The sequence below is a fragment of the Mitsuaria sp. WAJ17 genome (assembly GCF_014174515.1).
Lineage (GTDB): Bacteria > Pseudomonadota > Gammaproteobacteria > Burkholderiales > Burkholderiaceae_C > Roseateles_B.
This window is the reverse complement of record NZ_JACJUG010000019.1, coordinates 13,752-37,989: the sequence shown is the minus strand read 5'-3', so window position 1 is coordinate 37,989 and position 24,238 is coordinate 13,752. Positions and strand designations below refer to the sequence as shown.

27 protein-coding genes are annotated in these 24,238 nt (G+C 68.4%); 20 read left to right on the top strand and 7 right to left on the bottom strand.

Features of this window, described 5'->3' with window-relative positions; all coding sequences use genetic code 11:
* The first annotated feature begins 123 nt into the window (after positions 1–123).
* Both H5407_RS15815 and ybeY read left to right on the top strand, forming a co-directional pair.
* Positions 124–1,155, top strand: a complete 1,032-nt coding sequence (locus H5407_RS15815) for a PhoH family protein (RefSeq protein ID WP_183105434.1) — start codon at positions 124–126, stop codon at positions 1,153–1,155.
* On the top strand, positions 1,152–1,595 hold the full coding sequence (gene ybeY / locus H5407_RS15810; RefSeq protein ID WP_183105433.1) for an rRNA maturation RNase YbeY: 444 nt from the start codon (positions 1,152–1,154) through the stop codon (positions 1,593–1,595). Before H5407_RS15815 ends, ybeY begins: the two co-directional genes overlap by 4 nt.
* Before the next feature lie 13 nt (positions 1,596–1,608).
* On the opposite strand, the gene H5407_RS15805 is transcribed toward ybeY, so the two are convergent.
* The 5 genes from H5407_RS15805 to H5407_RS15785 form a co-directional block, all read right to left on the bottom strand.
* On the bottom strand, positions 1,609–2,703 hold the full coding sequence (locus H5407_RS15805; RefSeq protein ID WP_183105432.1) for a magnesium transporter CorA family protein: 1,095 nt from the start codon (positions 2,701–2,703) through the stop codon (positions 1,609–1,611).
* 28 nt (positions 2,704–2,731) lie between these two features.
* Entirely contained in the window at positions 2,732–3,736 is a 1,005-nt protein-coding gene (hemB, locus tag H5407_RS15800; protein WP_183105431.1) for a porphobilinogen synthase, read from the bottom strand.
* A gap of 301 nt (positions 3,737–4,037) precedes the next feature.
* Positions 4,038–4,988, bottom strand: a complete 951-nt coding sequence (locus H5407_RS15795) for an ornithine cyclodeaminase family protein (protein ID WP_183105430.1) — start codon at positions 4,986–4,988, stop codon at positions 4,038–4,040.
* A 25-nt stretch (positions 4,989–5,013) separates the two neighbouring features.
* Complete coding sequence (locus H5407_RS15790; RefSeq protein WP_183105429.1) at positions 5,014–6,159, bottom strand: Xaa-Pro peptidase family protein; 1,146 nt, start codon at positions 6,157–6,159, stop codon at positions 5,014–5,016.
* The gene (locus H5407_RS15785; protein WP_220800636.1) at positions 6,156–7,238 is read right to left on the bottom strand and encodes a proline racemase family protein; all 1,083 of its coding nucleotides are present in this window, start codon (positions 7,236–7,238) and stop codon (positions 6,156–6,158) included. The genes H5407_RS15790 and H5407_RS15785 overlap by 4 nt, the downstream gene beginning before the upstream one ends.
* A 59-nt stretch (positions 7,239–7,297) precedes the next feature.
* Here H5407_RS15785 and H5407_RS15780 point away from each other — a divergent pair, with 59 nt between their 5' ends.
* The 8 genes from H5407_RS15780 to H5407_RS15745 all read left to right on the top strand — a co-directional run bounded on the left by H5407_RS15780 (position 7,298) and on the right by H5407_RS15745 (position 13,295).
* Positions 7,298–8,191, top strand: a complete 894-nt coding sequence (locus tag H5407_RS15780) for a collagenase (protein WP_183105428.1) — start codon at positions 7,298–7,300, stop codon at positions 8,189–8,191.
* Positions 8,192–8,280: 89 nt separating this feature from the next.
* The gene (locus H5407_RS15775) at positions 8,281–8,709 is read left to right on the top strand and encodes a CopD family protein (RefSeq protein WP_183105427.1); all 429 of its coding nucleotides are present in this window, start codon (positions 8,281–8,283) and stop codon (positions 8,707–8,709) included.
* Positions 8,710–8,712: 3 nt separating this feature from the next.
* Positions 8,713–9,813, top strand: coding sequence for a VanZ family protein (locus H5407_RS15770; RefSeq protein WP_183105426.1), 1,101 nt, complete (start codon positions 8,713–8,715; stop codon positions 9,811–9,813).
* Between the two features lie 49 nt (positions 9,814–9,862).
* Complete coding sequence (locus H5407_RS15765) at positions 9,863–10,189, top strand: ferredoxin (protein WP_183105425.1); 327 nt, start codon at positions 9,863–9,865, stop codon at positions 10,187–10,189.
* Between the two features lie 14 nt (positions 10,190–10,203).
* Positions 10,204–10,821 carry an alpha/beta hydrolase gene (locus tag H5407_RS15760; RefSeq protein ID WP_183105424.1) on the top strand — a complete coding sequence of 206 codons (618 nt, stop codon included), beginning with the start codon at positions 10,204–10,206 and terminating at the stop codon, positions 10,819–10,821.
* A 45-nt stretch (positions 10,822–10,866) separates the two neighbouring features.
* On the top strand, positions 10,867–12,015 hold the full coding sequence (locus tag H5407_RS15755) for a D-alanyl-D-alanine carboxypeptidase family protein (protein ID WP_183105423.1): 1,149 nt from the start codon (positions 10,867–10,869) through the stop codon (positions 12,013–12,015).
* 87 nt (positions 12,016–12,102) lie between these two features.
* Positions 12,103–12,978: a D-amino acid aminotransferase gene (locus tag H5407_RS15750; protein WP_183105422.1), complete on the top strand. Its 876-nt coding sequence runs from the start codon at positions 12,103–12,105 to the stop codon at positions 12,976–12,978.
* A 38-nt stretch (positions 12,979–13,016) separates the two neighbouring features.
* Positions 13,017–13,295 carry a DUF493 family protein gene (locus tag H5407_RS15745; protein ID WP_183105421.1) on the top strand — a complete coding sequence of 93 codons (279 nt, stop codon included), beginning with the start codon at positions 13,017–13,019 and terminating at the stop codon, positions 13,293–13,295.
* A 3-nt stretch (positions 13,296–13,298) separates the two neighbouring features.
* On the opposite strand, the gene H5407_RS15740 is transcribed toward H5407_RS15745, so the two are convergent.
* On the bottom strand, positions 13,299–13,970 hold the full coding sequence (locus H5407_RS15740) for a tetratricopeptide repeat protein (RefSeq protein WP_183105420.1): 672 nt from the start codon (positions 13,968–13,970) through the stop codon (positions 13,299–13,301).
* Positions 13,971–14,061: 91 nt separating this feature from the next.
* On the opposite strand from H5407_RS15740, the gene lipB reads away from it, so the two are divergent.
* Together lipB and lipA are read left to right on the top strand one after the other, a co-directional pair.
* Complete coding sequence (gene lipB, locus H5407_RS15735; RefSeq protein ID WP_183105419.1) at positions 14,062–14,730, top strand: lipoyl(octanoyl) transferase LipB; 669 nt, start codon at positions 14,062–14,064, stop codon at positions 14,728–14,730.
* 45 nt (positions 14,731–14,775) lie between these two features.
* The gene (gene lipA / locus H5407_RS15730) at positions 14,776–15,765 is read left to right on the top strand and encodes a lipoyl synthase (protein WP_183105418.1); all 990 of its coding nucleotides are present in this window, start codon (positions 14,776–14,778) and stop codon (positions 15,763–15,765) included.
* A gap of 72 nt (positions 15,766–15,837) precedes the next feature.
* Here lipA and H5407_RS15725 read toward each other — a convergent pair whose 3' ends face one another.
* Positions 15,838–16,800: a tetratricopeptide repeat protein gene (locus tag H5407_RS15725; protein ID WP_183105417.1), complete on the bottom strand. Its 963-nt coding sequence runs from the start codon at positions 16,798–16,800 to the stop codon at positions 15,838–15,840.
* Between the two features lie 142 nt (positions 16,801–16,942).
* Between H5407_RS15725 and purE the strand changes: the two genes are divergently transcribed.
* The 8 genes from purE (at position 16,943) to rimI (ending at position 24,235) form a co-directional block, all read left to right on the top strand.
* Complete coding sequence (gene purE, locus H5407_RS15720; protein WP_183105488.1) at positions 16,943–17,407, top strand: 5-(carboxyamino)imidazole ribonucleotide mutase; 465 nt, start codon at positions 16,943–16,945, stop codon at positions 17,405–17,407.
* A complete protein-coding gene (locus tag H5407_RS15715) occupies positions 17,407–18,573 on the top strand; it encodes a 5-(carboxyamino)imidazole ribonucleotide synthase (protein ID WP_183105416.1) in 1,167 nt (388 codons plus the stop codon). Before purE ends, H5407_RS15715 begins: the two co-directional genes overlap by 1 nt.
* Positions 18,574–18,598: 25 nt before the next feature.
* Positions 18,599–19,588 carry an L-threonylcarbamoyladenylate synthase gene (locus H5407_RS15710; protein ID WP_183105415.1) on the top strand — a complete coding sequence of 330 codons (990 nt, stop codon included), beginning with the start codon at positions 18,599–18,601 and terminating at the stop codon, positions 19,586–19,588.
* Between the two features lie 20 nt (positions 19,589–19,608).
* Positions 19,609–20,586 (top strand): SGNH/GDSL hydrolase family protein, encoded by a 978-nt coding sequence (locus tag H5407_RS15705; protein ID WP_183105414.1) that lies wholly within the window; start codon positions 19,609–19,611, stop codon positions 20,584–20,586.
* Positions 20,587–20,800: 214 nt separating this feature from the next.
* Positions 20,801–22,159, top strand: coding sequence for a S9 family peptidase (locus H5407_RS15700; protein WP_183105413.1), 1,359 nt, complete (start codon positions 20,801–20,803; stop codon positions 22,157–22,159).
* A gap of 25 nt (positions 22,160–22,184) precedes the next feature.
* The gene (locus tag H5407_RS15695; protein WP_183105412.1) at positions 22,185–22,859 is read left to right on the top strand and encodes an OmpW family protein; all 675 of its coding nucleotides are present in this window, start codon (positions 22,185–22,187) and stop codon (positions 22,857–22,859) included.
* 100 nt (positions 22,860–22,959) lie between these two features.
* The gene (tsaB, locus tag H5407_RS15690) at positions 22,960–23,682 is read left to right on the top strand and encodes a tRNA (adenosine(37)-N6)-threonylcarbamoyltransferase complex dimerization subunit type 1 TsaB (RefSeq protein ID WP_183105411.1); all 723 of its coding nucleotides are present in this window, start codon (positions 22,960–22,962) and stop codon (positions 23,680–23,682) included.
* 94 nt (positions 23,683–23,776) lie between these two features.
* Entirely contained in the window at positions 23,777–24,235 is a 459-nt protein-coding gene (gene rimI, locus H5407_RS15685) for a ribosomal protein S18-alanine N-acetyltransferase (protein ID WP_183105410.1), read from the top strand.
* The last annotated feature ends 3 nt before the right edge of the window (positions 24,236–24,238 follow it).

Below are 24,238 nucleotides of genomic sequence, written 5' to 3'. Positions count from 1 at the left end.
TGTGCCGAAGCTCCGGCGACAGCCACCGGGCCGTCCTCCGACATGGGGGCAAGGGCGGACGCAAGGCCGGCAGGAGCGCGGCGACAATAGCCGCCTGATTCCGATCGCGACAGAGGGTCCGTCTTGATACTGCGCCACGTTTTTACCCCCGCCGACAACAAACGTCTCTCCCATCTGTGCGGGGGGCTGGACGACCACCTGCGCCAGGTCGAGGCCGCCATGGATGTGCGCATCACACGCCGCGGCGAGGCCTTCCGCATCGAGGGGCACAAGGCTGCGGCCGAGCACAGCCTGCAGCTGCTGCAGAGCCTCTATGACGCCGCCCGCAAGCCCATCGCCCCGGAAAGTCTGCAGCTGGCCCTGCTGGAGGCGACGCAGCAGCTCGCCGAGGCCCTGGGCGCCCGCAAGCCGCGCCGCGCCGAGTCGGCCGAGGCCCTGCCGGACCCGCAGGGCGTGGTGTTGCGCACGCGCCGCGCTGACCTGGCCGGTCGAACGCCCAACCAGCACGGCTACCTGCGCAACATCCTCAACCACGACATCACTTTTGGCCTGGGCCCGGCTGGCACCGGCAAGACTTTTCTTGCCGTGGCCTGCGCAGTGGACGCGCTGGAGCGCTCCCAGGTGCAGCGCATCATCCTGACCCGCCCAGCCGTTGAGGCTGGCGAGCGCCTGGGCTTCCTGCCCGGCGACCTGACCCAGAAGGTCGATCCCTATCTGCGCCCGCTTTACGATGCGCTCTACGACCTGATGGGTTTCGACCGCGTCAGCAAGGCCTTCGAGAAGGGCCAGCTGGAGATCGCGCCCCTGGCCTTCATGCGAGGCCGCACGCTGAATCACGCCTTCGTGATCCTGGACGAGGCCCAGAACACCACGCCTGAGCAGATGAAGATGTTCCTCACCCGCATCGGCTTCGGCAGCAAGTGCGTGGTGACGGGCGATACCAGCCAGATCGACCTGCCCAAGGGCACGCTCAGTGGCCTGGTCGATGCCGAGCGGGTGCTGAAGAAGGTGCGCGGCATTGCCATGACGCACTTCACCTCGGCCGACGTGGTGCGCCACCCGTTGGTCGCCCGCATCGTCGAGGCCTACGAGGCACGCACCAAGGCTGAGAACAGGAAGCAGGCCGCCGCCGGCAGCCATGGAGCCCGCGCATGAGCCGCCCTGACCTGAGCCTGTCCCTGCAGTTCGCCGACGCCCGCCACCGCGAGCAGCTGCCGCGTCACAAGGTGCAGCGCTGGATCCGCGCGGCGCTGGAGCTGCCGGGCGAGATTGCCGTGCGCATCGTCGATGCCGAGGAAGGCCGCCAGCTCAACAAGGAATTCCGCGGCAAGGACTACGCCACCAATGTGCTGACCTTCGACTACAGCCACGAGCCCGTAGTGGGCGCCGACCTCGTCATCTGCGCCGAGGTGGTCGAGCGCGAGGCCCGCGAGATGGGCCTGGACCTGGTCGCGCACTACGCCCACATGCTGGTGCACGGCACCCTGCATGCGCAGGGCTACGATCACGAAGAAGACGACGAGGCCGAGTGCATGGAAGCCCGGGAGACCGAGATCCTGCTGGCCCTGGGCTTCGCCGACCCCTACCAGCGCTGAGGCGGCGGCGACCTCAGCTCTGGCTGCTGAGGTAGCGCTTGCGCCAGAAGAAGAGGCCCAGCCCCAGGCCCACGCCGCACATGACGCCCACCGCGATCCAGAAGCCGGTGGCCTTGTGGATCAGGGGCAGGGTATCGAAGTTCATGCCGAAGATGCCGGTGATCAGGTTCAGCGGCAGGAAGATGGCGGTGAGCACCGTCAGCGTCCGCATGATGTTGTTGGTGCGGTGCCCCAGGGCCGAGAAGTGCATCTGCACGGCGGACTCCGCCGAGCTCTCCAGGCGCCGCACATGGCTCAGCACCCGTTCCACATGCTCCAGTACGTCTCGCGAGCGCACACGCAGCAGCTCGCGCTCGCGCTCGGCGCGGGCGTCGTTTTCCGGCGGCCATTCGGCGAGGGCGTCCAGCCATTCCTGCACGGCGCTGCGCTGGTCCTCGCAGATGTCTTCGAGCCTGTGGAGCGTGTCCCGGGCGGTCAGCAGGGCCGGCCATTCGCGAAAGTTGCTGTGGGGGTCGAAGAGCTGGCGCTGCAGGCCGGTCAGCTGGCGCGTCAACAGGCGGCGCAGATCCAGGTAGCTGTCGACCATGTGATTGAGCATGCGCAGCATCAGCTCGGCCGGGCTGGCGGGCAGGCGGTTGCTGCCGCGCAGATCGCGGCCTTCGTGCATCTGACCCAGGCGGTTGGCAAAGAAATCGCGCACCTGGCAGTCGCCGGGATGCACGCTCAGCAGCACGCGGTCGAAGACGGCGAAGCCCACCGGGCTGGTGTCGATAGCCTGCAGCGAGCGCTCGATGACCGCGGCCGAGACGGGGGCCTCCTCGTCAGGCGTCTCCGTGCCTGGCATGGTGGCCAGGCGGCGGAAGATCATCAGGTCGTACCAGGAGGTGTAGTCGAAGTGCGAGGGGAGCTGGGCGTTGAGCAGGTCCGAAACGTGCAGGTCCACCAGCGGCGCGCCGCACCAGCGCTGCAGGGCCAACTGCAACTCCAGGCTGCGCAGGCTGAATTCCTCGCGGCTCAGGCCCACCCACAGATAGCCTGAGGCAGGCAGGTCTTGGGGCAGTTGGGCGAGCTCGCTGAGTTGCTCGCCGTTGAGCAGGAAGAGACGCAATTGCGGGCCTATGGGCGAGCGATGGCGTTCACTTCTTTAGCAGCCGTGCGGCATCGAGGGCGAAGTAGCTGAGCACGCCATCGGCGCCTGCGCGCTTGAAGGCCAGCAGCGACTCCATCATCACCACGTTATGGTCCAGCCAGCCGTTGGCGGCCGCAGCCTTGAGCATGGCGTACTCGCCGCTGACCTGGTAGGCAAAGGTGGGCACGCGGAACTCGTCCTTCACGCGGCGCACCACATCCAGGTAGGGCATGCCGGGCTTGACCATGACCATGTCGGCGCCCTCGGCCAGGTCCATGGCGACCTCGCGCAGGGCCTCGTCGCTGTTGCAGGGATCGACGTAGTAGGTGTTCTTGTCGGCCTTGCCCAGGGCGCTCCTGGAGCCCACGGCGTCTCGGAAGGGGCCGTAGAAGCCGCTGGCGTACTTGACGCTGTACGCCATGATGCGGGTATGGATGTGGCCCGAGCCTTCCAGCGCGTCGCGGATGGCGCCGATGCGGCCGTCCATCATGTCGCTGGGGCCGACCATGTCGGCGCCGGCATCGGCTTGCGTCAGCGCCTGGCGCACCAGCAGTTCCACGGTCGCGTCATTGATCAGGTAGCCGGTCTCGTCGGGCAGACCGTCCTGGCCGTGGCTGGTGTAGGGATCCAGGGCCACATCGGTCAGCACGCCCAACTGCGGGAAGCGTGACTTCAGCGCGCGCACGGCGCGCGGAATCAGGCCCTGCGGATTGAAAGCCTCGGCGCCGTCGATGGCCTTCAGGCTGGGGTCGATGGCGGGAAAGAGAGCGATCACCGGGATGCCCAGAGAGACCGCTTCCTCGGCCGTGCGTAGCAACTGCTCGATGGGCAGGCGCGACACGCCGGGCATGGAGTCGATCGGATGGGGCTGGCTGCCCTCGTGCACGAAGACCGGCAGGATGAGGTCGGAAGCGTCGAGGCGGGACTCGCGGACCAGGGCTCGGGTGAAGGGATCGCGGCGCAGGCGGCGCGGGCGTGCCGCGGGAAAGGGGGCGCTGAGGGTGCGGGACAAGGCGGACTCTCCGAGGCAAACCCCCTCAATCTAGGGGTTTGGTTGTGGGGCCGCCAAAAACGTGCAGTTCTACGCAGTGACCCGTAGAGACGGCCCGGTGGCGGCTCTGTTAAACTGGTTCCCGAATGATAGCCGCAAGGTGGTCATTCCCTGCTTTTCCTCCCTGAGCAGGAGCCTTAACGTGATGACAGCGATAAGGCTTTCCCGCCCCAGCCCATTGGCTGGGGTTTTTTTTGTCGAATCGTTGTTGCCGGCCCGTTTCGCGTCCTTCGCCCATGTTCCTGGTCGGAGGGGGCCTGGTTCAGGCCTGGATCATGCCCAGGCGCTTCAGCACCAACTGGGCGCACAGCAGATCGGCCAGCGCCGTGCCCACGGATTTGAACAGGGTGATGGATCCCGGCGCACGCACCGGGGGCAGGGTCATGCGGCACAGGTCCGCCAGCTCACCCAGGATTCGATGCACTTCAAGATGTCCTTGTTGCATGGGGATGATCAGCTCGCCGGCCTCGCGCAGCGCGTTGGCCCGGCTGTCCACGTAGACGCGCGCCCGCTGCACGAGTGCGGTGTCACATTCGCGCTGGTCGGGGCGGTGGTTGCCCAGCAGATCGACGTGGCAGCCCGGTGGCAGGAGCTCGCCGAACACCAGGGGCTCGCCGGAGCCCGTGGCCGCCACGATGATGTCCGCGGACTGCTGGGCCGCCTTGAGGTCCTCGGCGGCGGCCAGGCGTGCCCTGCAGCCCCGCGCCCGCAGGGCCTCGATGCGTGCCTGCACCTGCGCCGGGCGGCGGCCCCAGATCAGCACCTCCTCCAGCGGGCGCACGCTCAGGTGTGCCTGGACCAGGGGGCAGGCCAACTCACCCGTGCCCAGTAGCAGCAGGCGGCGGGCGTCCGGGCGGGAAAGCAGGCGAGAGGCCAGGGCCGAGACCGCCGCCGTGCGCCAGCGCGTGAGGCTGCGACCCTCCAGTTGGGCCAGGGGCCGGCCATCTCGGCGATCGAAGACCAGCACCTGGGCATGCAGCACGGGGGTCCCGCGGGCCGCGTTGCCGGGCAGGTAAGTGAAGGCCTTCAGGGCGATCAGGCGCTCGGTCCAGGCCGGGAGCAGGCCCAGGCAGTCATGGCCCTGCTCCGGCGCGAGCTCCAGCATCTGCCGGGCCGGCATCTCGAAGGGGGCGGCGAAGCCTGCGGACAGGGCATCGACGAGATCGGGAAAGTTCAGGGCGGCATCGACCTGTTCGGCGCTGATCACTTGCATGGGGAAGGCGTCCTGTGGAGGGGATTCAGAGCGCGAGTTCGAAGTCGCGATGGGCGCGGCTCAGGATCTCATGGCCACCGTCCTGCAGCAAGGCGTCGTCCTCGATGCGAAGGCCGCCCTGGCCGCGGATGTAGATGCCGGGCTCGATGGTGACGACCTCGCCCTCCCGCAGCACGGCCTCGCAGGCCGTGTTCATGAAGGGCTGCTCATGCAGGACCAGGCCTACGCCATGGCCCAGGCCGGGGCCGGCATGCTCGGCGAACTCGCTGGACGCCAGCACGGTGCGGGCCGCCTCGTTGAGCGTCCGTCCGCTGACGCCGGGCTTCAGCAGGGCCAACGCCGCCTGCTGGGCGGCGCTGACCGTGTCGTGCATGCGCTGCTGCCAGGGTTGGGCGGCGCCGGCCACATGGCTGCGCGTCATGTCCGAGCGGTAGCCGTTCACCACGGCGCCGAAGTCCAGCACGATGAGGTCGCCTCGTTGCAGCGGGCGGTCGGAGGGCGCGCTGTGCGGCAAGGCCGAGCGCGGTCCGAAGCCCAGGATGACGGGGAAGGACAGGCCCTGCGAACCCAGGGACTGCAGCAGCTGCTCCAGGCGTGTGGCCAGATGCCGCTCGCTCAGGCCGAGTCGGATCTCCGGGCGCAGGGCCTCCAGCGCGGCATCGGCCAAGGCCGCGGCCTGACGCATCTGCTGCTGCTCCCAAGCGTCCTTGACCCGGCGGGCCTGCACCAGGAAATCGCTGGCAGGAAGCAGGGTCAGTCCAGCCAGGTCGGCACCGATCTCCATCCATTGGGCCACGCTGACGTGGCTGGCCTCATAGCCCAGGCGCTTGGCGCCAAGGTCCGAGAGCAGCCGGCCCAGCACCTGCCCCAGGCGCTCGTGCTGTCGGTCGCGGCACAGCAACTCGGTCGCCACGCCCTGGCGCCACTCGTGCTGCAGGCACTCCTCCTCGGCCTGCTCGATGAAGCGGTAGTCGGTGATCAGGCAGCTGCCACGTGCGCTGACCAGCCCGCAGGCCGCTTCACCGCTGTAGTTGAACAGGTAGCGCAGGTGTTCGGGGGCGAAGACCAGCCAGGCGTCCAGGCCGCTCTCCGCCATGTGCGAGCGCAGCCGTGCCAGGCGCTGGGCAAATAGGGGTTGCAGGGCTTGGTGGATTTGGAGTGGGGCGTTCATCGCAGCAGGAATCCTTTGACCAGGGGATCGTCGGGGTAGAGAAGGAACTCGTGGCGGCCAGTGACGTGGGCCTCGCCCTCGATGCCTGGCACGATGGCGCGGTGGCGGCCGCAGCGGGTCTCCCGTTCGGACCAGACCTCGAAGCGCGAGCCCAGCACGCTCTCAATCGCCAGCCGCCGCCCGCTGGGCAGTTGGCCACGCGCATGCAGCAGCGCGGCGAAGCCGGAGACGCCGCTTCCGGTGGGGCTGCGGTCCAGCTCGCCGTCGGCGAAGACGCAGACATTGCGGTAATCCGCCCCCGGCTCCAGGGCTGTGCCGGTGAAGATGGTGCCGTAGAGGAAGCCCAGGTCCGGGCTGTCGGGATGGACGATGTCGTCCCTGGCGCGCGCGATGGCATTCTTGATGGCCCGCCCCACCTCGATCAGCCGGGCATGGTTGCTGGTGGCCAGGGACAGGCCCAGCGAGGCTGCATCCACATACGCATAGAAGGCGCCACCATAGGCCAGGGCATAGTGCACCAGGCCCAGACCCTCCACGGGCAGGGTCTGGCGGTCGGCCAGCACGAAGGAGGGCACGTTCCAGAATCGCACCCGGCCCACGCGCCAGGCCTGGTCCTCCCCTTGCACGCAGTCGGCCTCAAGCCGGATCTGGCCGCAGGGGGCGTCGATGCTGAGGCGGGTTCGCGGGCCGGTGGCTGCTACCCACCCGCTCTCGATGGCCAGTTTGGCCAGTGCGGGCATGGCATGGCCGCACATGGTGCTGTAGCCCTCGTTGTGCAGGAAGAGTGCTCCAAAGGCGCTGTCTTGGCGCTCCGGCGGGGTGATCACTGCGCCGTACATGTCCGCGTGGCCGCGCGGTTCCCACATGAGGGCCTGGCGCAGGCCGTCGAAGCGCGCCTGGCAGTCGCGCCGGCGCGCCAGCATGGTCTGCCCCCGCAGGTCCGGAAAGCCCTCGACGATCACCCGCAGCGGTTCGCCGCCGGTATGGCAGTCGATGCTGCGCAGGCGCAGGGCGTCTGCAGCGGGCTGCCAGCGCCCAAGGGGCGACCCTCCGGGTTCATGCCTTGCGCGGTTCATCATTTAAGAAATATCATAGAGATTCTTGAAATATATTAACAGAGGAGATGCTGATCATGGGGATGAAGACGAGGAGCCGCTCCGGCCTGCTGGGAATCGGTCTGCCGTTGGTTCTGGGACTGGCGGCCTGTTCCGGGCGCCCGGCCCTCAGCGAGGATGCCGTCCAGCGCGTGCTGGGCCACGAGCACCGCTGTGGCTCCAGCCTGGTGCTGCGCTCGCAGGCCCTGAACAGCGAGCAGGAGGCGCGCATCTGCCAGGATCTGGGGGCCGTCGAGCAGCGCTTCCACGCCCTCTTCGGCACCGCCGGCCGTCCGGTGGCGCACGATGGCAACGAGGCCTTGCGGGCCAATATCTACCGCAATGTGCAGGAGTTCAAGCGCTGGGCCGGCAAGCACTTCGACATGCCCGTAGACAACGGCGGCATGTACCTCGAAGGCCTGCCAGACAAGCCCGGCAACCAGGCCGAGTTCGTGGCTTACCAGCAGGCCAGCGGCGCGGTCCACAACCTGGCCCACGAGTTCACCCACTACCTGGACGGGCGCTTCAATCTGCAGGGTGACTTCTGCGCCAACCTGCATGACTCGCACTCGCCGCCCGAGAACTGTGCCCAGCCCACGCCGCTGCGGCCCTTCCTGGTCTGGTGGACCGAGGGCGTGGCCGAGTACGTGGCGCATGGCGAAGCGCATCCGCGTCTGAAGCAGATCGCCCAGGCCCAGCAGCTGCCGCTCAGCGAGCTGTTCAACACCGGTTACGAGACCCAGGGCGGCACCGAGCGCATCTATGGTGGCGGCTACCTGGCTGTGCGCTTCATGATGGAGAGGCAGCGCGCCCGCATCGACCAGATGCTGGTCCTGACCCGTGCGGGCGACTTCCCCCGCTACCAGGCCCTGGTGCGCAGCTGGGGGCAAGACATGGACGCCGACTTCGCCGCCTGGCTGGCAACGCTGCGCACCTGAGCCGGGGCGAGGTCAAGACCTGACCCCGCCCGGCGCCGGGAACCCGGCCCGAGCGCGCTGTGTCAGGGTCGCCAGTCCATAATCCCCGCATGCTCTGGATCAAAGCCTTCCACATCGTCTTCGTGGCCTCCTGGTTTGCGGGCCTGTTCTACATGCCGCGCATCTTCGTCAACCTGGCTGCGGTGCCGGCGGACAGCCATGCCGAGCGCGAGCGCCTGCTGCTGATGGGGCGCAAGCTCTATCGCTTCATGAGCCTGTTGATGATCCCGGCTCTGGCCCTGGGCCTTGTGCTGTGGCTGTATTACGGCATTGGCCGGGGGCCCGGCCAGTATTGGATGCATGCCAAGCTGACCGTGGTCATTGGCGCCGTGGGCTACCACCACGTCTGCCGCAGCCTTCTGCGGCAGTTCGAGGCCCTGGCCAACCGCCGCAGCCACCGCTGGTACCGTGTGTTCAACGAGGTCTCGGTGCTGCTGTTCATGGCCATCGTGATCCTGGTTGTGGTCAAGCCCTTCTGATCCATGGGGCGGCGCAGTTCGGCCAGCTGGCTGGCCCTGATCTATGCGCTGCTGGTGGTCTACGCGAGCCTGTACCCCTTCTGGCCCTGGCGCTGGCCGGCTGGGGTGCAGGGGCTGGGCGTCCTGGTGCTGCACTGGCCCCGCTACTGGCTGAGCTTCGACATCTGGGCCAATGCCCTGGGTTATGCGCCCTTCGGCCTGCTGCTGTTCGCCGCCGTGGTGCGCAGCGGCGGCACGGAGCGTGCCGCCTGGCTGGCCGTGCTGCTGGGCCTGCCGGCGGTGCCCTACTTGATGGAGACGCTGCAGTACTTCCTGCCCGGGCGTGTGCCCTCGCTGGCGGACTGGTGTCTCAACAGCGCCGGCGCTGTGGCGGGGGGCGTGCTGGGCTGGCTGCTGCATCGCCTGGGAGGGCTGGCGCGCTGGCATGGCTGGCGCGAGCGCTGGTTCGTGCCGCAGAGTGCCGGTGCCCTGGCCCTGCTGGCGCTGTGGCCCGTGGGCCTGCTGTTCCCTGCGCCTCTGCCCCTGGGCCTGGGCCAGTGGCTGCCTCGCCTGCGGGAGCTGAGCGCCCAGGCCTTGGACGGCACGCCCTGGGCCCTGCAGGACACCGATTTCGCCAACCTGGTCGAACTGCCCCTGCCGCCAGGGCAGGAGGCGATCGCGGTCGCGCTGGGGCTGCTGGGGCCGGTGCTGCTGGCCCTGTCGGTGGCGCGGCCGGGATGGCGCCGCCTGCTGCTGGTGCTGGGGGCCACGCTGACGGGCGCGCTGGTCACGACGCTCTCCACCGCGCTGAACTTCGGCCCCCAGCATGCGTGGGCCTGGATCGGCCCCACCGCCTGGCCCGGCCTCTGCGCGGGCCTGGTGTTGAGCCTGCTGGCCTGCCTGATGTCGCGCCGGGCCAATGCGGCCTGGGGCCTGGTGGCGCTGACGGTGCTGATCGCCCTGATCACGGAAGCGCCCACGGACCCCTACCTGGCCCAGACCCTGCAGACCTGGGAACAAGGGCGATTCATCAACCTCTACGGGCTGGCGCAATGGGTGGGCTGGGTCTGGCCCTTCGCGGCCATCGCCTGGCTGCTGTGGGGCGTGACGCAGCGCGAACGCTGAAATGCCAGGCGCCATCGGGGCAAACCCGCGCGGCCTACAATCCCTCGCCATGAGCTATTACGAGCGCCACATCTTTTTCTGCCTCAACCAGCGGGACAACGGCGACAACGCCTGCGCCCAGCATGGCGCGCAGGCGGCCTTCGATCACTGCAAGAACCGGATCAAGGCCGAGGGCCTGGCCGGCAAGGGCGGCGTGCGCGTCAACAAGGCGGGCTGCCTGGACCGCTGCGCTGGCGGACCAGTGGCCGTGGTCTATCCAGAGGCCGTCTGGTACAGCTTCGTGGACAGCACGGACATTGACGAGATCGTCGAATCCCACCTGAAGAAAGGCCAGGTTGTCGAGCGCCTGGTGCTGCCCGAGTCCGTGGGGCGCTGAGGCGCTGGAGCACAATGAATTCTCAGACTCGGAAAGTGCTGATCGATGGTCCTGCAGGCCCGGTCGAGTGCGCCATCGACCAACTGCTGGGCCTGCAGGCCCCGCGCGGCACGGCGGTGATCTGCCATCCCAATCCCACCCAGGGCGGGACCATGGACAACAAGGTGGTCCAGACCCTGGCCCGTGCCTTCGTGCAACTGGGCTACCAGGTGGTGCGCTTCAACTTCCGCGGCATCGGCCAGTCCGGCGGCGGCTGGGACGAGGGGCGCGGCGAGGTGGACGATGCGCTGGCCGTGGTCGCGCACTTCCGCCAGGCCGGCCTGCCCCTGGTGCTGGGCGGCTTCTCCTTCGGCGGCTACGTGGCCTCGCGCGCCGCGCAGCGCCTGGAGGGCGAGGCGGCGCCGGAGCGCCTGGTGCTGGTGGGCCCGGCGACCTCACGCTTTGACATGGCGACGGTGCCGGCCGATTCGCTGGTGATCCACGGCGAGGTGGACGACGTCGTGCCGCTGAGCTCGGTGCTGGACTGGGCTCGTCCGCAGCACCTGCCTGTCATCGTCGTGCCCGGCGTGGGCCATTTCTTCCATGGGCAGCTCACCCTGCTCAAGAACCTGGTGCTGCGCAGCTGGCATTGAACCGCCCGGCCGCGCCGCACGTCTTCCTCCCTTTTCCGCATCCCCATGAAACGACTGATTGCCCTGGCCCTGGCTGGCGTGGCCTGCGTGTCCGCGCAGGCCCAGGCGCCACAAGCCCCCGAGATCGCCGCCCGCAGCTATGTGCTGCTGGACATGACCACCAACCGCATCCTGGCCGAGCGCGAGGCCGACGTTCCCAACGACCCGGCCTCGCTGACCAAGCTGATGACGGCCTACCTGACCTTCCAGGCGCTGAAGGAGAAGCGCCTGACGCTGGAGCAGGAACTGAGCGTCTCCAAGCGCGCCTGGGACGAGCGCAAGGGCGATCCCTCGCTGATGTTCATCGACACCACCATGCGCCCCAAGGTGGATGAACTGCTGCGCGGCCTGATCATCCAGTCGGGCAATGACGCCTCGGTGGCCCTGGCAGAGGGCGTGGGTGGCACGCTGGACCAGTTCGTCGCAATGATGAATCGTCAGGCCCAGGCCTGGGGCCTCAAGAACACCCGCTTCAGCAATGTCACCGGCCTCAGCGAGGCCGGCCACAAGAGCAGTGCGCGTGACATCGCGGTGATCGCCTCGCACATCATCCGCGACTTCCCGGAGTACTACCCCTACTATTCGCAGCGCGAGTACACCTTCAACAAGATCCGCCAGCACAACCGCAACCTGCTGCTGACCCGCGACCCCAGCATCGACGGCATGAAGACCGGCTTTACTGACGCCGCAGGCTACTGCCTGGTGGCCAGCGCCCAGCGCGACTTCCCCAACGGCAAACGCCGCCTGCTGAGTGTGGTGATGGGCACGGCTTCCAAGGAAGCGCGGGCCAACGAGAGCCAGAAGCTGCTGAACTGGGGCTACTCGGCCTATGACGCCGTCAAGCTCTTTGACGCTGGCCAGGCGGCCAGCACGGTCAAGGTCTGGAAGGGCGCAGTGCCCGAGGTCAAGCTGGGCGCCGAAGGCCCCGTCTTCGTGGCCGTGCCGCGCGGCGAGGGCGGCAAGCTGCAGACGCAGGTCCAGCGCACCGACCCGCTGGTGGCGCCGCTCAACAAGGGCCAGCGCGTGGGCACCATCAAGGTGACGACCACCTCGGGGGCGGCCGTTGCCGAGGTGCCACTGGTCGTGCAGGAGGGCGTGGAGCAGGCCGGTATCCTGGGGCGCGCCTGGGACTCCATCCGTCTCTGGATCAAATAAGCCGGTCTTTGCGCAGGCCCGGGCTGCCCAGTCCGGGTGCGGAGGCGTAAGCTGCGCGGATGCAGGCCAGTCTGCAAGGAGCCCGCGATGAAGCTGATGCCGCCCGGAATCTGTTATCTGAACGGCGCGATGCTGCCTCTGGCCGAGGCGCGCATCTCGCCCCTGGACCGGGGCTTCCTGTTCGGGGACGGGGTCTACGAGCTGGTGCCGGTCTATGGCGGGCGCATGTTCCGCGTCGAGGACCACCTGGAACGCCTGGACCGCAGCCTGGCCCGCCTGCGCATCGCCAACCCGCTGAGCCGCCAGGAATGGCAGCAGTTGGGGCGCAGCCTGATCGAGCAGGCCGGTGGTGGGGACCAGTGGTGGTATCTGCAGGTCACCCGGGGCGAGGCCCCGCGGGACCACGTCATGCCGCCAGACATCACCCCCACCGTCTTCAGCTACTGCATGCCGCCTGTCTGGCCCACGGCCGAGCAGCGGCACCATGGCGTGGCCTGCATCACGGCGCGCGACTTCCGCTGGCAGCGCGGAGACATCAAGAGCATCTCCCTGCTGGGCAACGTGCTGGCGCGCCAGATCAGCGCGGACCAGGGCGCACAGGAGACCATCCTCTTCCGCGATGGCTTCCTGACCGAGGCCTCGGCGTCCAATGTCTGGATCGTCAAGGAAGGCGCGCTGCTGGGCCCGCCGCGCTCAGAGCTGCTGCTGGAGGGCGTGCGCATGGGGCTGCTGCATGAGTTGTGCGAGGAGCTGGGCATCGGCTATAACCTGCGGCCCATCGCGGAGGCCGAGGTTTTTGCGGCGGACGAGGTCCTGTTGAGCTCCGCCACCAAGGAGGTCCTGCCGGTGACGCGCCTGGACCACGAGCCCGTTGGCCACGGGGCGCTGCATGGCAAACCGGGGCCGGTCTACGCCAGGCTGCACGAGGCGTATCAACGGGCCAAGGCCTTGCAGTCCGTCTGACAGGCCTCACCTGAGATTGAGTTTTTGAAGGAGGGCGCATGGCGCCGACGATTCCCCCCGAGCAGTCCCTGATCGAGTACCCGTCCAAGTTCCCCATCAAGGTGATGGGCGCGCATGTCGAGGGCTTTTTCGAGGCCATCGTGATGGTGGCCCAGCAGTTCGATCCGGACTTCGACGCCGGCACTGTGGAGCGCCGCCCCAGCAGCAGCGGCAACTACCTGGGGCTGACCATCACCATCACCGCCACCAGCCGCGAGCAGCTGGACGAGCTCTATCGCACCCTCAGCACGCACCCGATGGTGAAGGTCGTGCTCTGAGCTTCAGGCGCCGTCCTGCAGCTGCCGATCGGATTCGATGCGCACATCGATCTCCTTCAGCTTGAAGGGCGCGGCTTCGTCGCCGTTGCGGGCGGCCATGTCGTACCAGTAGCGCGCCAGGCGCAGGTCGCGCGGCACGCCATCCCCGTGTTCATAGAGCGAGGCCAGCAGGTACTGGGCACCGACGTCTCCGCCGGTGGCCGCCTCGCGGAACCAGCGCGCGGCCTGGGCCATGTCCTTGGGGGCGCCCCGACCCAGGAAGAAGGCGGTGCCAACCGCCACCTGACCGTCCACGCTGCCATGCTCCGCCGCGCGCATGAACCAGCGCTGGGCCTGGGCCAGGTCCACGCGCCCCAACCGGCCTTGCTCGTGCAGCTCGCCCAGGGCCAGCTCGGCGCGCACGAAGCCCTGGCCGGCCGCCCGCTCCAGCAACAGCCGGGCGGCCTGGACGCTGCTGCGCGGCAACTCATCGCGCAGGTGCATCATCGCCAGGTTGTAGCGGGCGAGGGCGTTGCCCTGCGCCGCGAGCTGCTGGAAAGCTCTCGCTGCCTCGGGCAGGCGGCCTTCGGCATAGGCGGCGATGGCGCGGTCCACAGGCGCGGCGGGCGGCGCGGCCGCTGAGCAGAGCAGGGGCAGGGCGAGCAGGGCGGCCATCAGGAGGGCGTGTGCATTCATGGTCGATTCATCCGTACTGTGCGACTTGTAGCGCAATCTCCGTCGTGCCCGGGGCGTGGGGCCTTACAGGCGCGGCGCTACCATCTCGACCATGCTGATCAAGACCCTGGGCCGCATCGACTATGCGGCCACCCTGGCCGCCATGCAGGCCTTCACCGCGGAGCGCGGCCCGGACGCGCCGGACGAGCTCTGGCTCTGCGAGTTCGATCCCGTCTACACACAGGGCCTGGCTGGCAAGGCCGACCACGTGATCGATCCGGCCGGCATTCCCGTGGTCCAGACCAACCGCGGCGGACAGGTGACCTACCATGGCCCAGGCCAGGTGGTGGCCTACCCCCTGGTGGACCTGCAGCGCCTGGGCATCTATGTGCGCGAGTACGTCTTCCGCCTGGAGGCGGCCGTGATCCAGACGCTGGAGACCTTCGGCATCACCGGCCACCGGGTGAGCGGCGCGCCGGGCATCTATGTGCGCCTGGACGATCCGTCCTCGCATGCCGCGCTCACGGGCCCCGCCGATCCCACGGACCCGTTCAAGGGCCTGGGCAAGATCGCGGCACTGGGCATCAAGATCAGCCGGCACTGCAGCTACCACGGCGTGGCGCTCAATGTCGGCATGGATTTGCACCCTTTCGATGGCATCAACCCTTGCGGATACGCAGGACTGAAGACGGTGGACCTCGCTACACTTCGGGTTTTCTCCGACTGGACCACCGTGGCCCAGCGATTCGGCGAACGGCTGGCCGCCCAGCTCACGCCATGAAGCTGCACTGAGCCTGCAGCGAGCCAGCCCTGAGGACGAGGCGCCATGCCCACCGAGAACATCACCCACGAAGCCAAGACCGGCGAAGCCTACGACGCCAGCGCCAAGCAGAAAGCCCAGGCCAAGACGGCGCGCATCCCCATCAAGATCGTGCCGGCCGAGACCCTGAAGAAGCCGGACTGGATCCGTGTGAAGGCCGGCTCGCCGAGCACCCGCTTCTACGAGATCAAGCAGATCCTGCGCGAGCACAAGCTGCACACGGTCTGCGAGGAAGCCTCCTGCCCCAACATCGGCGAGTGCTTCGGCCACGGCACGGCCACCTTCATGATCATGGGTGACAAGTGCACCCGTCGCTGCCCCTTCTGTGACGTGGGGCACGGCCGCCCGGACCCGCTGGATGTCAATGAGCCCGAGAACCTGGCCAAGACCATCGCCGCGCTGAAGCTCAAGTACGTGGTGATCACCAGCGTGGACCGCGACGACCTGCGCGATGGCGGGGCCGGCCACTTCGCCGCCTGCATCAGCAAGGTCCGCGAGCTGAGCCCCTCGACCCAGATCGAGGTCCTGGTGCCCGACTTCCGCGGCCGCATGGACCGCGCCCTGGACATCCTCAAGGCCGCACCGCCCAACGTGATGAACCACAACCTCGAGACCGCGCCGCGCCTCTACAAAGAAGCGCGCCCGGGCTCGGACTACGAGTTCAGCCTCAACCTGCTCAAGCGCTTCAAGGAAGAAGTGCCCGGCGTGCCGACCAAGAGCGGCATCATGGTGGGCCTGGGCGAGACCGACGAGGAAGTGCTGCAGGTGATGCGCGACATGCGTGCCCACAACATCGACATGCTCACCATCGGGCAATACCTGGCCCCCTCCGGCCACCATCTGCCGGTGCGCCGCTATGTGCACCCGGACGTCTTCAAGATGTACGAGGCCGAGGCCTACAAGATGGGCTTCACCCACGCAGCCGTCGGCGCCCTGGTGCGCTCCAGCTACCATGCGGACAAGCAGGCTGCGCAGGCGGGCGTCGGCAGCGCCTGACGGCCCATCGCGCCAGGCAAAAGGCCCGCAGAAGTTCGCTTCAGCGGGCCTTTTGCATTGGTGGGCGCTCGTTCAGAACAGCGCCATCGACAGCTTGCGACGGTATTGGTCCAGCAGCGGGTCCGCGGGCGCGACCGTCGCGTGGCCGGCCAGTTGCAGGCTGCCCTTGGGCTCACCGGCGGCCGGCGCGCTGGCCTTGGGCTGGGGCTTGGTCAGGATCTCCAAGATGGCGACGTAGGTCTTGCGGGCCAACTCGCCGTTCCAGGCCTTGTCGCGCATGATGATTTCCAGCAGCTCCTCCATGGCGTCGGTGAAGCGGCCGGCAGCGAAGTGCAACTGGACGAGGCCGTAGCGGGCGTCGAAGTCGCGCTTGTTGGCGGCGATGGCTGCCTGCAGGACGCTGGCGTCCAGGCCGCGCTGCGCGGCCTCGGCGGCCTGCAGCCACAGGGCCAGGGCGGCGAAGCGGGCGTGCGGGGTGATGGTGTCGGCGGCCTGCGCGGCCACCGGCTCGAAGGCTGCACGCGCCTCGGCCACGCGGCCGGATTCCAACAGCGCCTTGACCAGGTCGAAGCGGGCGGCCTCGTTGGTGGGATCCGCTTCCAGGGCGGCGATGAACTTGGACAGGGCGGCGTCGGCATCGCCGTCGGCCATCAGGTCCTCGCCCTCGGCCAGGTCCTGCTCGGCCTCCAGTTCGCCGGCCTCGGGCACATGCTTGGCCAGGAACTCGCGGATCTGGGACTCGGGGATGGCCCCCACGAAGCCGTCCACCGGCTGCCCGCCCACGAACATCACGCAGAAGGGGATGCTGCGTACACCGAAGGCCTGGCTCAGTTGGCTGGCGATCTCGGGCTGCTCGTCGCTGTTGAGCTTGGTCAGCAGGAAGCGGCCGCCGTAGTCGGCCTCCAGGCGTTCGAGGATGGGGCCCAGGCTCTTGCACGGGCCGCACCAGGGCGCCCAGATGTCCAGCAGCACCGGCTGTTGCATGGAAGCCTGCAGCAGCTCGGTCTCGAAGTTCTGAAGAGTGATATCGATCATGGTGTGGGGTGTGTTCTTGCCGGATGTCGGCGCCTCATGGTCCGGCCGTCCGGCGGCAGATGGGGCGCGCCGCCTACAATTCAAGGTTTTCCAGCCTATGGAGCGAGCCGTGAGCAGCGCCTCTCCCCTGATCGGCGTGGTGATGGGATCCAGTAGTGACTGGGAGACCATGAAGCACGCCGCAGACATTCTCTCCGAGTTCGGGGTGCCCTTCGAGGCGCAGGTGGTCTCCGCCCACCGCATGCCGGACGACATGTTCGCCTACGCCGAGCAGGCCCAGGCCCGCGGCCTGCGCGCCATCATCGCCGGTGCGGGTGGTGCGGCCCACCTGCCGGGCATGCTGGCGTCCAAGACCCTGGTGCCCGTGCTGGGCGTGCCGGTGGCCAGCCGCCATCTGCAGGGCGTGGATTCGCTGCATTCCATCGTCCAGATGCCCAAGGGCATTCCCGTGGCCACCTTCGCCATCGGCACGGCCGGCGCCGGCAACGCGGCGCTGTTTGCCGTGGCTATGCTCGCCCAGGACGACGCCGCCCTGCGCGAGAAGCTGGCGGCCTACCGCCTGCGCCAGACCGAGCATGCCCGCGGCATGAGCAAGGACCTGATCTGATGGCCAAGCGTCTGGAAGCCGGCACGGCCACCCTGGGCGTGATGGGCGGGGGCCAGTTGGGCCGCATGTTCGTGCACGCGGCCCAGGCCCTGGGCTACCGCACCGTGGTGCTGGATCCGGACCCGGAAAGCCCGGCCGGCCTGGTCGCTCATGAGCATCTCCAGGCCGATTACCTGGATGAGGCCGCACTGGACCGCTTGGCAGCGACCTGCGACGCCATCAGCACCGAATTCGAGAACGTGCCTGCCGAGGCCCTGCGCCGCCTGGCGCAGCGGCGCTTCGTGGCGCCGGCCGGCGACTGCGTGGCCATCTGCCAGGACCGGGCCGATGAAAAGGCGCATTTCCAGCGCAGCGGCGTGGCCTGCGCGCCCTATGCCGTGATCCGCAGCGAGGCGGACCTGGCTGCGGTGCCCGCGAGCCTGCTGCCCGGCATCCTCAAGACGGCCCGCATGGGCTATGACGGCAAGGGCCAGGTCCGAGTCAGGACGCTGCAGGAGCTGGCCGAGGCCTTCCGTGACCTGAAGGGCGTGCCCTGCGTGCTGGAGCAGATGCTGCCCCTTCAGCTGGAGTTGTCCTGCATCGTCGTGCGGGGCGATGACGGCGAGATCGTGCACTTCCCCGTGCAGCAGAACCTGCACCGCGACGGCATCCTGGCCGTCACTCAGGTGCCGGCGCCGGCGGTGTCGGCGGCGCTGCAGCAGCAGGTCGTGGAGTCGGCCTCGCGCATTGCGGCCGAGATGGGCTATGTGGGCGTTCTGTGCGTGGAGTTCTTCCTGCTGCAGGATGGTTCCCTGGTAGTCAACGAGATGGCCCCGCGGCCGCACAACTCCGGTCACTACACGATGAATGCCTGCGATGTCTCGCAGTTCGAGATGCAGGTCCGCGCCATGGCCGGCCTGCCGCTGCGTCTGCCGCGCTTGCATTCGGCGACGGTGATGCTGAACCTGCTGGGCGACCTCTGGTTCGATGCCGCCGGCGCCGAGCGCACGCCGCCGTGGGGCGAGGTGCTGGCCCTGTCGGGCACGCATCTGCATCTCTACGGCAAGCAGAGCGCCCGCCCGGGGCGCAAGATGGGCCACCTGAACATCACGGCCGCGACGCCCGAGGCCGCCGAGGACTTGGCCCGCGCCGCCGCCCGCCTGCTGGGCCTGCCGGATTCGTGGTGAACCTGCCTGCGCCGGAGCTGAAGCCATGCTGCTGAACGGAGCCGATCCCGCCGCCGTGCGCCAGGCCGCCGAGGCCCTGGCCCGGGGCGCCCTGGTCGCCCTGCCCACCGAGACCGTCTACGGCCTCGGTGCCCGGGCCGACGATGACACGGCCGTCGCCCAGATCTTTGCCGCCAAGGGACGCCCCGCGGACCATCCGCTGATCGTCCACGTGCCGGACATGGCCGCGGCCGAGCCTTTCGCTGCGCGCCTGCCGGAATCGGCGCGCAGGCTGATGCAGGCCTTCTGGCCCGGCCCGCTGACCGTCATCGTGCCGCGAGCCGAGGGCATGGCCGCCGCCGCTGCAGGCGGGCAGGACACCGTGGGCCTGCGCTGCCCCGCGCACCCGGTGGCCCAGGCCTTGCTGCGCGAGGCCCTGCGCCTGGGCGTGCGTGGCGTGGCCGCCCCTAGCGCCAACCGCTTCGGGCGGGTGAGCCCCACGCATGCGGCCCATGTCCGCAGTGAATTCGACGAGTCCCTGATCATCCTGGATGGCGGGGACTGCGAGGTGGGCATCGAATCCAGCATCATCGATTGCAGCCGCGGCCATCCCGTGCTGTTGCGCCCCGGGGTGCTGACTCAGGCACAGATCGAGGCCGTGCTGGGCGAGCCCCTGCGCGCGCGCGATACCGCCGCGCCGCGCGCCTCGGGCACGCTGGCTGCCCATTACGCACCGAGTGCGGTGGTGCGCCTGCTGAGCCTGACGGCCATCGAATCGGGCCTGGCTCAAGAAGCGCCTAAGGGTGTGGCGGTATATTCGCGCACCATGCCGGCCCGGTCTCCCGAGGTCTGGCGCCCCATGCCCGATGATGCGCGTGCCGCTGCACACGACCTGTTCGCCGTGCTGCGCGAGCTGGATGAGGCTGGGGTGCGCGAGATCTGGGTGGAGGATCCCCCCCAGGGCGCAGCCTGGGATGGCGTTCGCGACCGCCTGTCGCGTGCTGCCGCGGCTTTCGCCACTGGGGCTGGCAATTGATTTCCCGTGATGGAGTGTTCATGAAGAGTTTGAAGCAAGCTGCACGAGGCAGCGCCCGTGCCCTGCTGATGAGCCTGGTGGCCGCGGCAGCCCTGGCCGGTTGCGGAGGGGGCAGCGAGCCCATCGAGGCTTTTGCGCCGACCCGGCTGGTCGCCTTTGGTGATGAGGCCAGCGTCCTGACTGCGGACGGCCGCAAGTACAGCGTCAACGCGATCAACTCCGTCAGCAATACGGTGGACTGCGCCAGCAATCCCCTGTGGATCCAGGCCCTGGCCAATCGCTATGGCATGGTGTTCCCGCAGTGCAATCCCAGCAACCTGGCCGCGCCGCAGGGGCGCATCATGGCCGCCGTCGGCGCCAAGGTCGATGACGTCCGCGCGCAGCTGGACCGTTATCTGGCCAGCGACGTGATGACGGAACACACCCTGGTGACCCTGTTCGTCGGCACCCACGACATCCTGGGCCTGTACGCGCAATACCCGGCGCAGTCCGAGGCTGACTTGATGAAAGCCGCGGGCGATGCCGGCCGCCAACTGGGCGAGTTGGCCGTGCGCATGATGCGCACGGGCGGCCGCACGCTGGTGGTGTCGCTGCCTGACGTCGGTGCCACGCCCTTTGCCTTCCAGGAGCGCAACAACCGTCCGCCGGTACGCGAAGGGCTCAACCGCGCCCAGTTCCTGACGGCCCTGACGACGGCCTTCAACACCGAGCTGTACCGCGCGCTGGGCGCCCTCAACGACGGTCGCCTGGGCGCGCTGGTGCTGGGCGACGACATGTCGACATCCCTCACGAAGTACCCCAGCCAGTACGGCCTCACGGACATCATGAACCCGGCCTGCCAGGCCTCGGTGAGCCTGCCCAACTGCTCGATGAGCACACTGGTCGGCGGGGCAACGGTCCAGACCTATCTGTGGGCCGACGACCGCCGCTTCGGCCCGGCCGGGCATTCCACCCTGGGCAACCTGGCGCTGTCCCGCGTGCTCCGCAATCCGCTCTGACGGCAGCGTAGGCACTCCCCGTTGGCGCGGCCTCCAGGCCGCTCAGCAGGGCATCCTCAAGTTCGCTGATTCCGCCCCGACACCGGCAACGGTGTCGGGGTTTTTACTTCTTAGGCTCGTGATCCGGGCAGCCTATAGTGCTCGACATTAAAAGCGAACGATCGTTCGTTTTTGTTCTTGAATCCCGATCCATGCCATTGCAGAGGTACGCACGATGAGCAAGTTCAATTTGGCGATGCTGGCAATCAGCGTCGCAGCCCTGTCCGCCTGTGGAGGCGGCACCAGCGAGAACCGCGATGACCCGCCCGCCGCACGCGGCACCATCATCTACGGCACGCTGGCGGGCCATGCCACGCAGGCGCAGATTGACGCCGGTACCTCCGCCAGCGGCCTGCAGCCCCTGTCAGGCAAGGCCAAGTGCGAGGTTGACGTGCGCTATGTCTACTACATGACCCGCGACCCGCAAGGCCAGCCGGCCACGGCCTCCGCGGGCGTCCTGGTGCCCACCGGCAGCGATTCCGCCTGCTCGGGCAGCCGCCCCGTCCTGCTGTACGCCCATGGCACCGCCACGCAGAAGAGCTACAACCTGGCTGACGTCGCCAACAATCGCGAAGCCTCGCTGATGATGGCCATGTACGCCGCCCAGGGCTTCATCGTGATCGCTCCCAACTACCTGGGCTACGAGCGCTCCAGCCTGGGCTACCACCCCTACCTGAACGCCGAGGCGCAGGCCGTGGACATGGTGGACGGCCTGCGCGCCGGCCTGGCTCACCTGAAGGCCGAGAGCAGCACCAAGCCCTCCGACAAGCTGCTGATCTCCGGCTACTCGCAAGGCGGCCATGTGGCCCTGGCCACGCACAAGATCATCGAGAGAGACTACGGCAGCGAGTTCAAGGTCACGGCCTCCGCGCCCATGTCCGGTCCCTACAACCTGGTGGGCTTCGGTGACGCCGTGGTCAACGTGCAAGCCAATGCCGGCGCCACGATTTTCTCGGTGCTGCAACTGACCAGCTACCAGAAGTCCTACGGCAACATCTACGCCACGCCCGGCGAGGCCTACCAGGCGCCCTTCGATGCCTCAGCCGAGACCCTGCTGCCCACGGACACCCCCATCGCTGACCTGATGGCCTCCGGCAAGCTGCCCGCCGATCCGACCTTCACCAAACTCTTTGGCGCGGGCGGCCTGCTCAAGGACAGCTTCAAGGCCAGCTACGCCACCTCCAACTTCCGCAAGGCCCTGCAGACCAACACCCTGCTGGGCCTGAACACCAAGCGCCCCATCGCCCTGTGTGGCGGCAAGGCCGATCCCACGGTGTTCTACGACCTCAACACCAGCGTTGCGGCGGCTGACCTCAAGGCCCGTGGCATGCCCCTGATGGGCACCTATGACCTGGAGAACCTCAGCAGCCTGCCCGCTGGCGTCGCGGGCCAGACCGTTTACTACGGCTTCCAGCAGGCCAAGGCAGCGGCCGGCGCCTCGGCCCAAGCCCAGTACCACGGTGCGCTCGTGCCGCCGTTTTGCAACGCCCTGGCACGCGGCTTCTTCCAGCAAGTGATGGCCGCCGGCATCTGAAGACGACATCCAGGAGCATCAAGACATGAAAGCAAACCACATCCTGTGTGCCGGCCTGCTGGCCTTTGCAACTGCGGGCGCCCAGGCTCAGCACACCGTTTACCTCGGCGGCGCGCACGTCGACGTCGATGCCACCATGCCCCCGCTGTCCGGCGGCCCGGTCATCCCCTCGCCGGGTGCCCTGCTGCGCATCGGCTCGGCTGAGACCCTGGGCTTCGGCTACACCTACCGCTACTCGCCTGAATGGAGCGCCGAGCTGGCGCTGGGCCTGCCGCCCTCGCACAAGGTCTATGGCGTCGGCTTCATCCAGGCCTTCGGCCAGATCTCGGTGGTCGAGCAGATGCCCCCCACGGTGTTCGCCAACTACCACTTCGTGAACCTGTGGCAGCGGGTCCAGCCTTTCGTGGGCCTGGGGATCAACTACACCCGCTTCACCAGGACGCGCAGCACCCCATCGGGCGATGCGGCATCCGGTGGCCCGACCCGCATCAAGCTTTCGGACTCCTGGGGTCTGGCCGGCCATGTGGGCCTGACGGTCCTGTACGACAAGCACTGGTCCTTGGTCGCCACCGTCGCCCGGGCCGACGTCAAGAGCGACATGACCGCCGTGACCCAGACCCGCGAAGGCGAGATCACCCGCAGCACGCGGATCAACTTCCGCCCCACGGTCTACTGCTTGTCGCTGGGTTACAGCTTCTGATCGTGTCCTGAGCCCGGAGGCGCCGCCCGCCGCGGCGCCCATCCCCTGACGATGGGGGAGGCGGCCTGCTTCGGGAGAGGTGGGCCGCTACACTGCATCCATGTCTTCTCTGCTGGCTCTGGATAGTTCCACCGAAACCCTGGTCGTGGCCTTGAGCCTCGAGTCCGGGCTGCACGCCCATGAAAGCGAGGGGGGGGGCCGCGCCAGCGAGCAGATGGTGCCGCAGGCCATGGCCCTTCTGGCTCAGGCCGGCCTGGAGCTGGCGCAGCTGGATGCCATCGCGTTTGCCGCCGGCCCTGGCGCCTTCACCGGCTTGCGCACCGCCTGCGCCGTGGCCCAGGGGCTGGCCTTTGGTGCTGCCAGGCCCGTCATCCCCGTTGACAGCCTCCTGCTGGTGGCCGAGGACCTCCGCCTGCAGCAGGGCCCTGCTGGCCTCCCGGGCATCTGCTGGGTGCTGATGGACGCTCGCATGAACGAGGTCTATGCCGCCGCCTATTGCTGGCAAGGTGATCGCTGGGATACCTTGCGTGCACCGGCCCTGTATGGCCTGCCGGCCTTGATCGAAGCCCTGCGCGATCTGCCGCCGCAGGCTGCCGCCGGCAATGCGCTGACCGTCTTTGCCCAGGAGCTGGCACCGGTACTGCCGGCCGGCCTTGTGCAGGCCTCGCAGGCGCGTTCGCGCGCCGCAGCCCTGGGCTCGCTGGCCCGCCAGGCCTTCCTGGCTGGCACTGCGATCGACGCCGCCGAGGCCGTGCCGGTCTATGTGCGAGACAAGGTCGCCCAGACCACCGCCGAGCGCCAGGCCGCCAAGGGGGTGGCATGAGTTCCCGCCTGGACAGGCCGCGGCTCGCCGAGGGCGTGGAGGCTCGCACGTGAGCGCCTGCCTGGCCGCGTCGCCTGCGCCCTTGCTGCGACGCATGCAGATCCCTGACCTGGACGCGGTGCTGGCCATCGAGAACCAGGTCTATGAGTTCCCCTGGACCCGCGGCAACTTCATCGATTCCCTCGTAGCCGGCTATGAGGCTTGGCTGCTGGACGACGGTGATACGGCGGCGGGCTATTTCCTGGCCCTGCAGGGCGTGGACGAGATGCATCTGCTGAACATCAGCGTGGCGCCCGCAGCGCAGGGGCGCGGCCATGCCCGCCAAATGCTGGACGCCCTGTGCCGGCTGTGCCGCCAGTCCGGCTGCCTGCAGCTGTGGCTGGAGGTGCGGCAGGGCAATGAGCGGGCGCGCCAGCTGTATCGCCGCTACGGCTTTGCCGAGGTCGGCCAGCGCCGCGCCTACTACCCCGCCGCACAGGGCCAGCGCGAAGATGCCGTGCTGATGAGCCTGCAGCTGGCCGCACAGCCCCTGAATCCGGAGGCGCAGCCTTGAGAC

Bases quoted from the DNA above. Each gene is read 5' to 3' on its own strand.
- H5407_RS15795 (WP_183105430.1), bottom strand. From the start codon at position 4,988: ATGCAAGTGATCAGCGCCGAACAGGTCGATGCCGCCCTGAACTTTCCC.
- H5407_RS15775 (WP_183105427.1), top strand. From the start codon at position 8,281: ATGCTCTGGATCAAAGCCTTCCACATCGTCTTCGTGGCCTCCTGGTTT.
- ybeY (WP_183105433.1), top strand. From the start codon at position 1,152: ATGAGCCGCCCTGACCTGAGCCTGTCCCTGCAGTTCGCCGACGCCCGC.
- purE (WP_183105488.1), top strand. From the start codon at position 16,943: ATGGGATCCAGTAGTGACTGGGAGACCATGAAGCACGCCGCAGACATT.
- lipA (WP_183105418.1), top strand. From the start codon at position 14,776: ATGCCCACCGAGAACATCACCCACGAAGCCAAGACCGGCGAAGCCTAC.
- H5407_RS15700 (WP_183105413.1), top strand. From the start codon at position 20,801: ATGAGCAAGTTCAATTTGGCGATGCTGGCAATCAGCGTCGCAGCCCTG.
- H5407_RS15760 (WP_183105424.1), top strand. From the start codon at position 10,204: ATGAATTCTCAGACTCGGAAAGTGCTGATCGATGGTCCTGCAGGCCCG.
- H5407_RS15785 (WP_220800636.1), bottom strand. From the start codon at position 7,238: ATGATGAACCGCGCAAGGCATGAACCCGGAGGGTCGCCCCTTGGGCGC.
- H5407_RS15755 (WP_183105423.1), top strand. From the start codon at position 10,867: ATGAAACGACTGATTGCCCTGGCCCTGGCTGGCGTGGCCTGCGTGTCC.
- lipB (WP_183105419.1), top strand. From the start codon at position 14,062: ATGCTGATCAAGACCCTGGGCCGCATCGACTATGCGGCCACCCTGGCC.
- H5407_RS15705 (WP_183105414.1), top strand. From the start codon at position 19,609: ATGAAGAGTTTGAAGCAAGCTGCACGAGGCAGCGCCCGTGCCCTGCTG.
- H5407_RS15770 (WP_183105426.1), top strand. From the start codon at position 8,713: ATGGGGCGGCGCAGTTCGGCCAGCTGGCTGGCCCTGATCTATGCGCTG.
- H5407_RS15725 (WP_183105417.1), bottom strand. From the start codon at position 16,800: ATGATCGATATCACTCTTCAGAACTTCGAGACCGAGCTGCTGCAGGCT.
- H5407_RS15750 (WP_183105422.1), top strand. From the start codon at position 12,103: ATGAAGCTGATGCCGCCCGGAATCTGTTATCTGAACGGCGCGATGCTG.
- H5407_RS15715 (WP_183105416.1), top strand. From the start codon at position 17,407: ATGGCCAAGCGTCTGGAAGCCGGCACGGCCACCCTGGGCGTGATGGGC.
- H5407_RS15765 (WP_183105425.1), top strand. From the start codon at position 9,863: ATGAGCTATTACGAGCGCCACATCTTTTTCTGCCTCAACCAGCGGGAC.
- H5407_RS15740 (WP_183105420.1), bottom strand. From the start codon at position 13,970: ATGAATGCACACGCCCTCCTGATGGCCGCCCTGCTCGCCCTGCCCCTG.
- H5407_RS15790 (WP_183105429.1), bottom strand. From the start codon at position 6,159: ATGAACGCCCCACTCCAAATCCACCAAGCCCTGCAACCCCTATTTGCC.
- tsaB (WP_183105411.1), top strand. From the start codon at position 22,960: ATGTCTTCTCTGCTGGCTCTGGATAGTTCCACCGAAACCCTGGTCGTG.
- rimI (WP_183105410.1), top strand. From the start codon at position 23,777: ATGCAGATCCCTGACCTGGACGCGGTGCTGGCCATCGAGAACCAGGTC.
- H5407_RS15745 (WP_183105421.1), top strand. From the start codon at position 13,017: ATGGCGCCGACGATTCCCCCCGAGCAGTCCCTGATCGAGTACCCGTCC.
- H5407_RS15710 (WP_183105415.1), top strand. From the start codon at position 18,599: ATGCTGCTGAACGGAGCCGATCCCGCCGCCGTGCGCCAGGCCGCCGAG.
- H5407_RS15780 (WP_183105428.1), top strand. From the start codon at position 7,298: ATGAAGACGAGGAGCCGCTCCGGCCTGCTGGGAATCGGTCTGCCGTTG.
- H5407_RS15695 (WP_183105412.1), top strand. From the start codon at position 22,185: ATGAAAGCAAACCACATCCTGTGTGCCGGCCTGCTGGCCTTTGCAACT.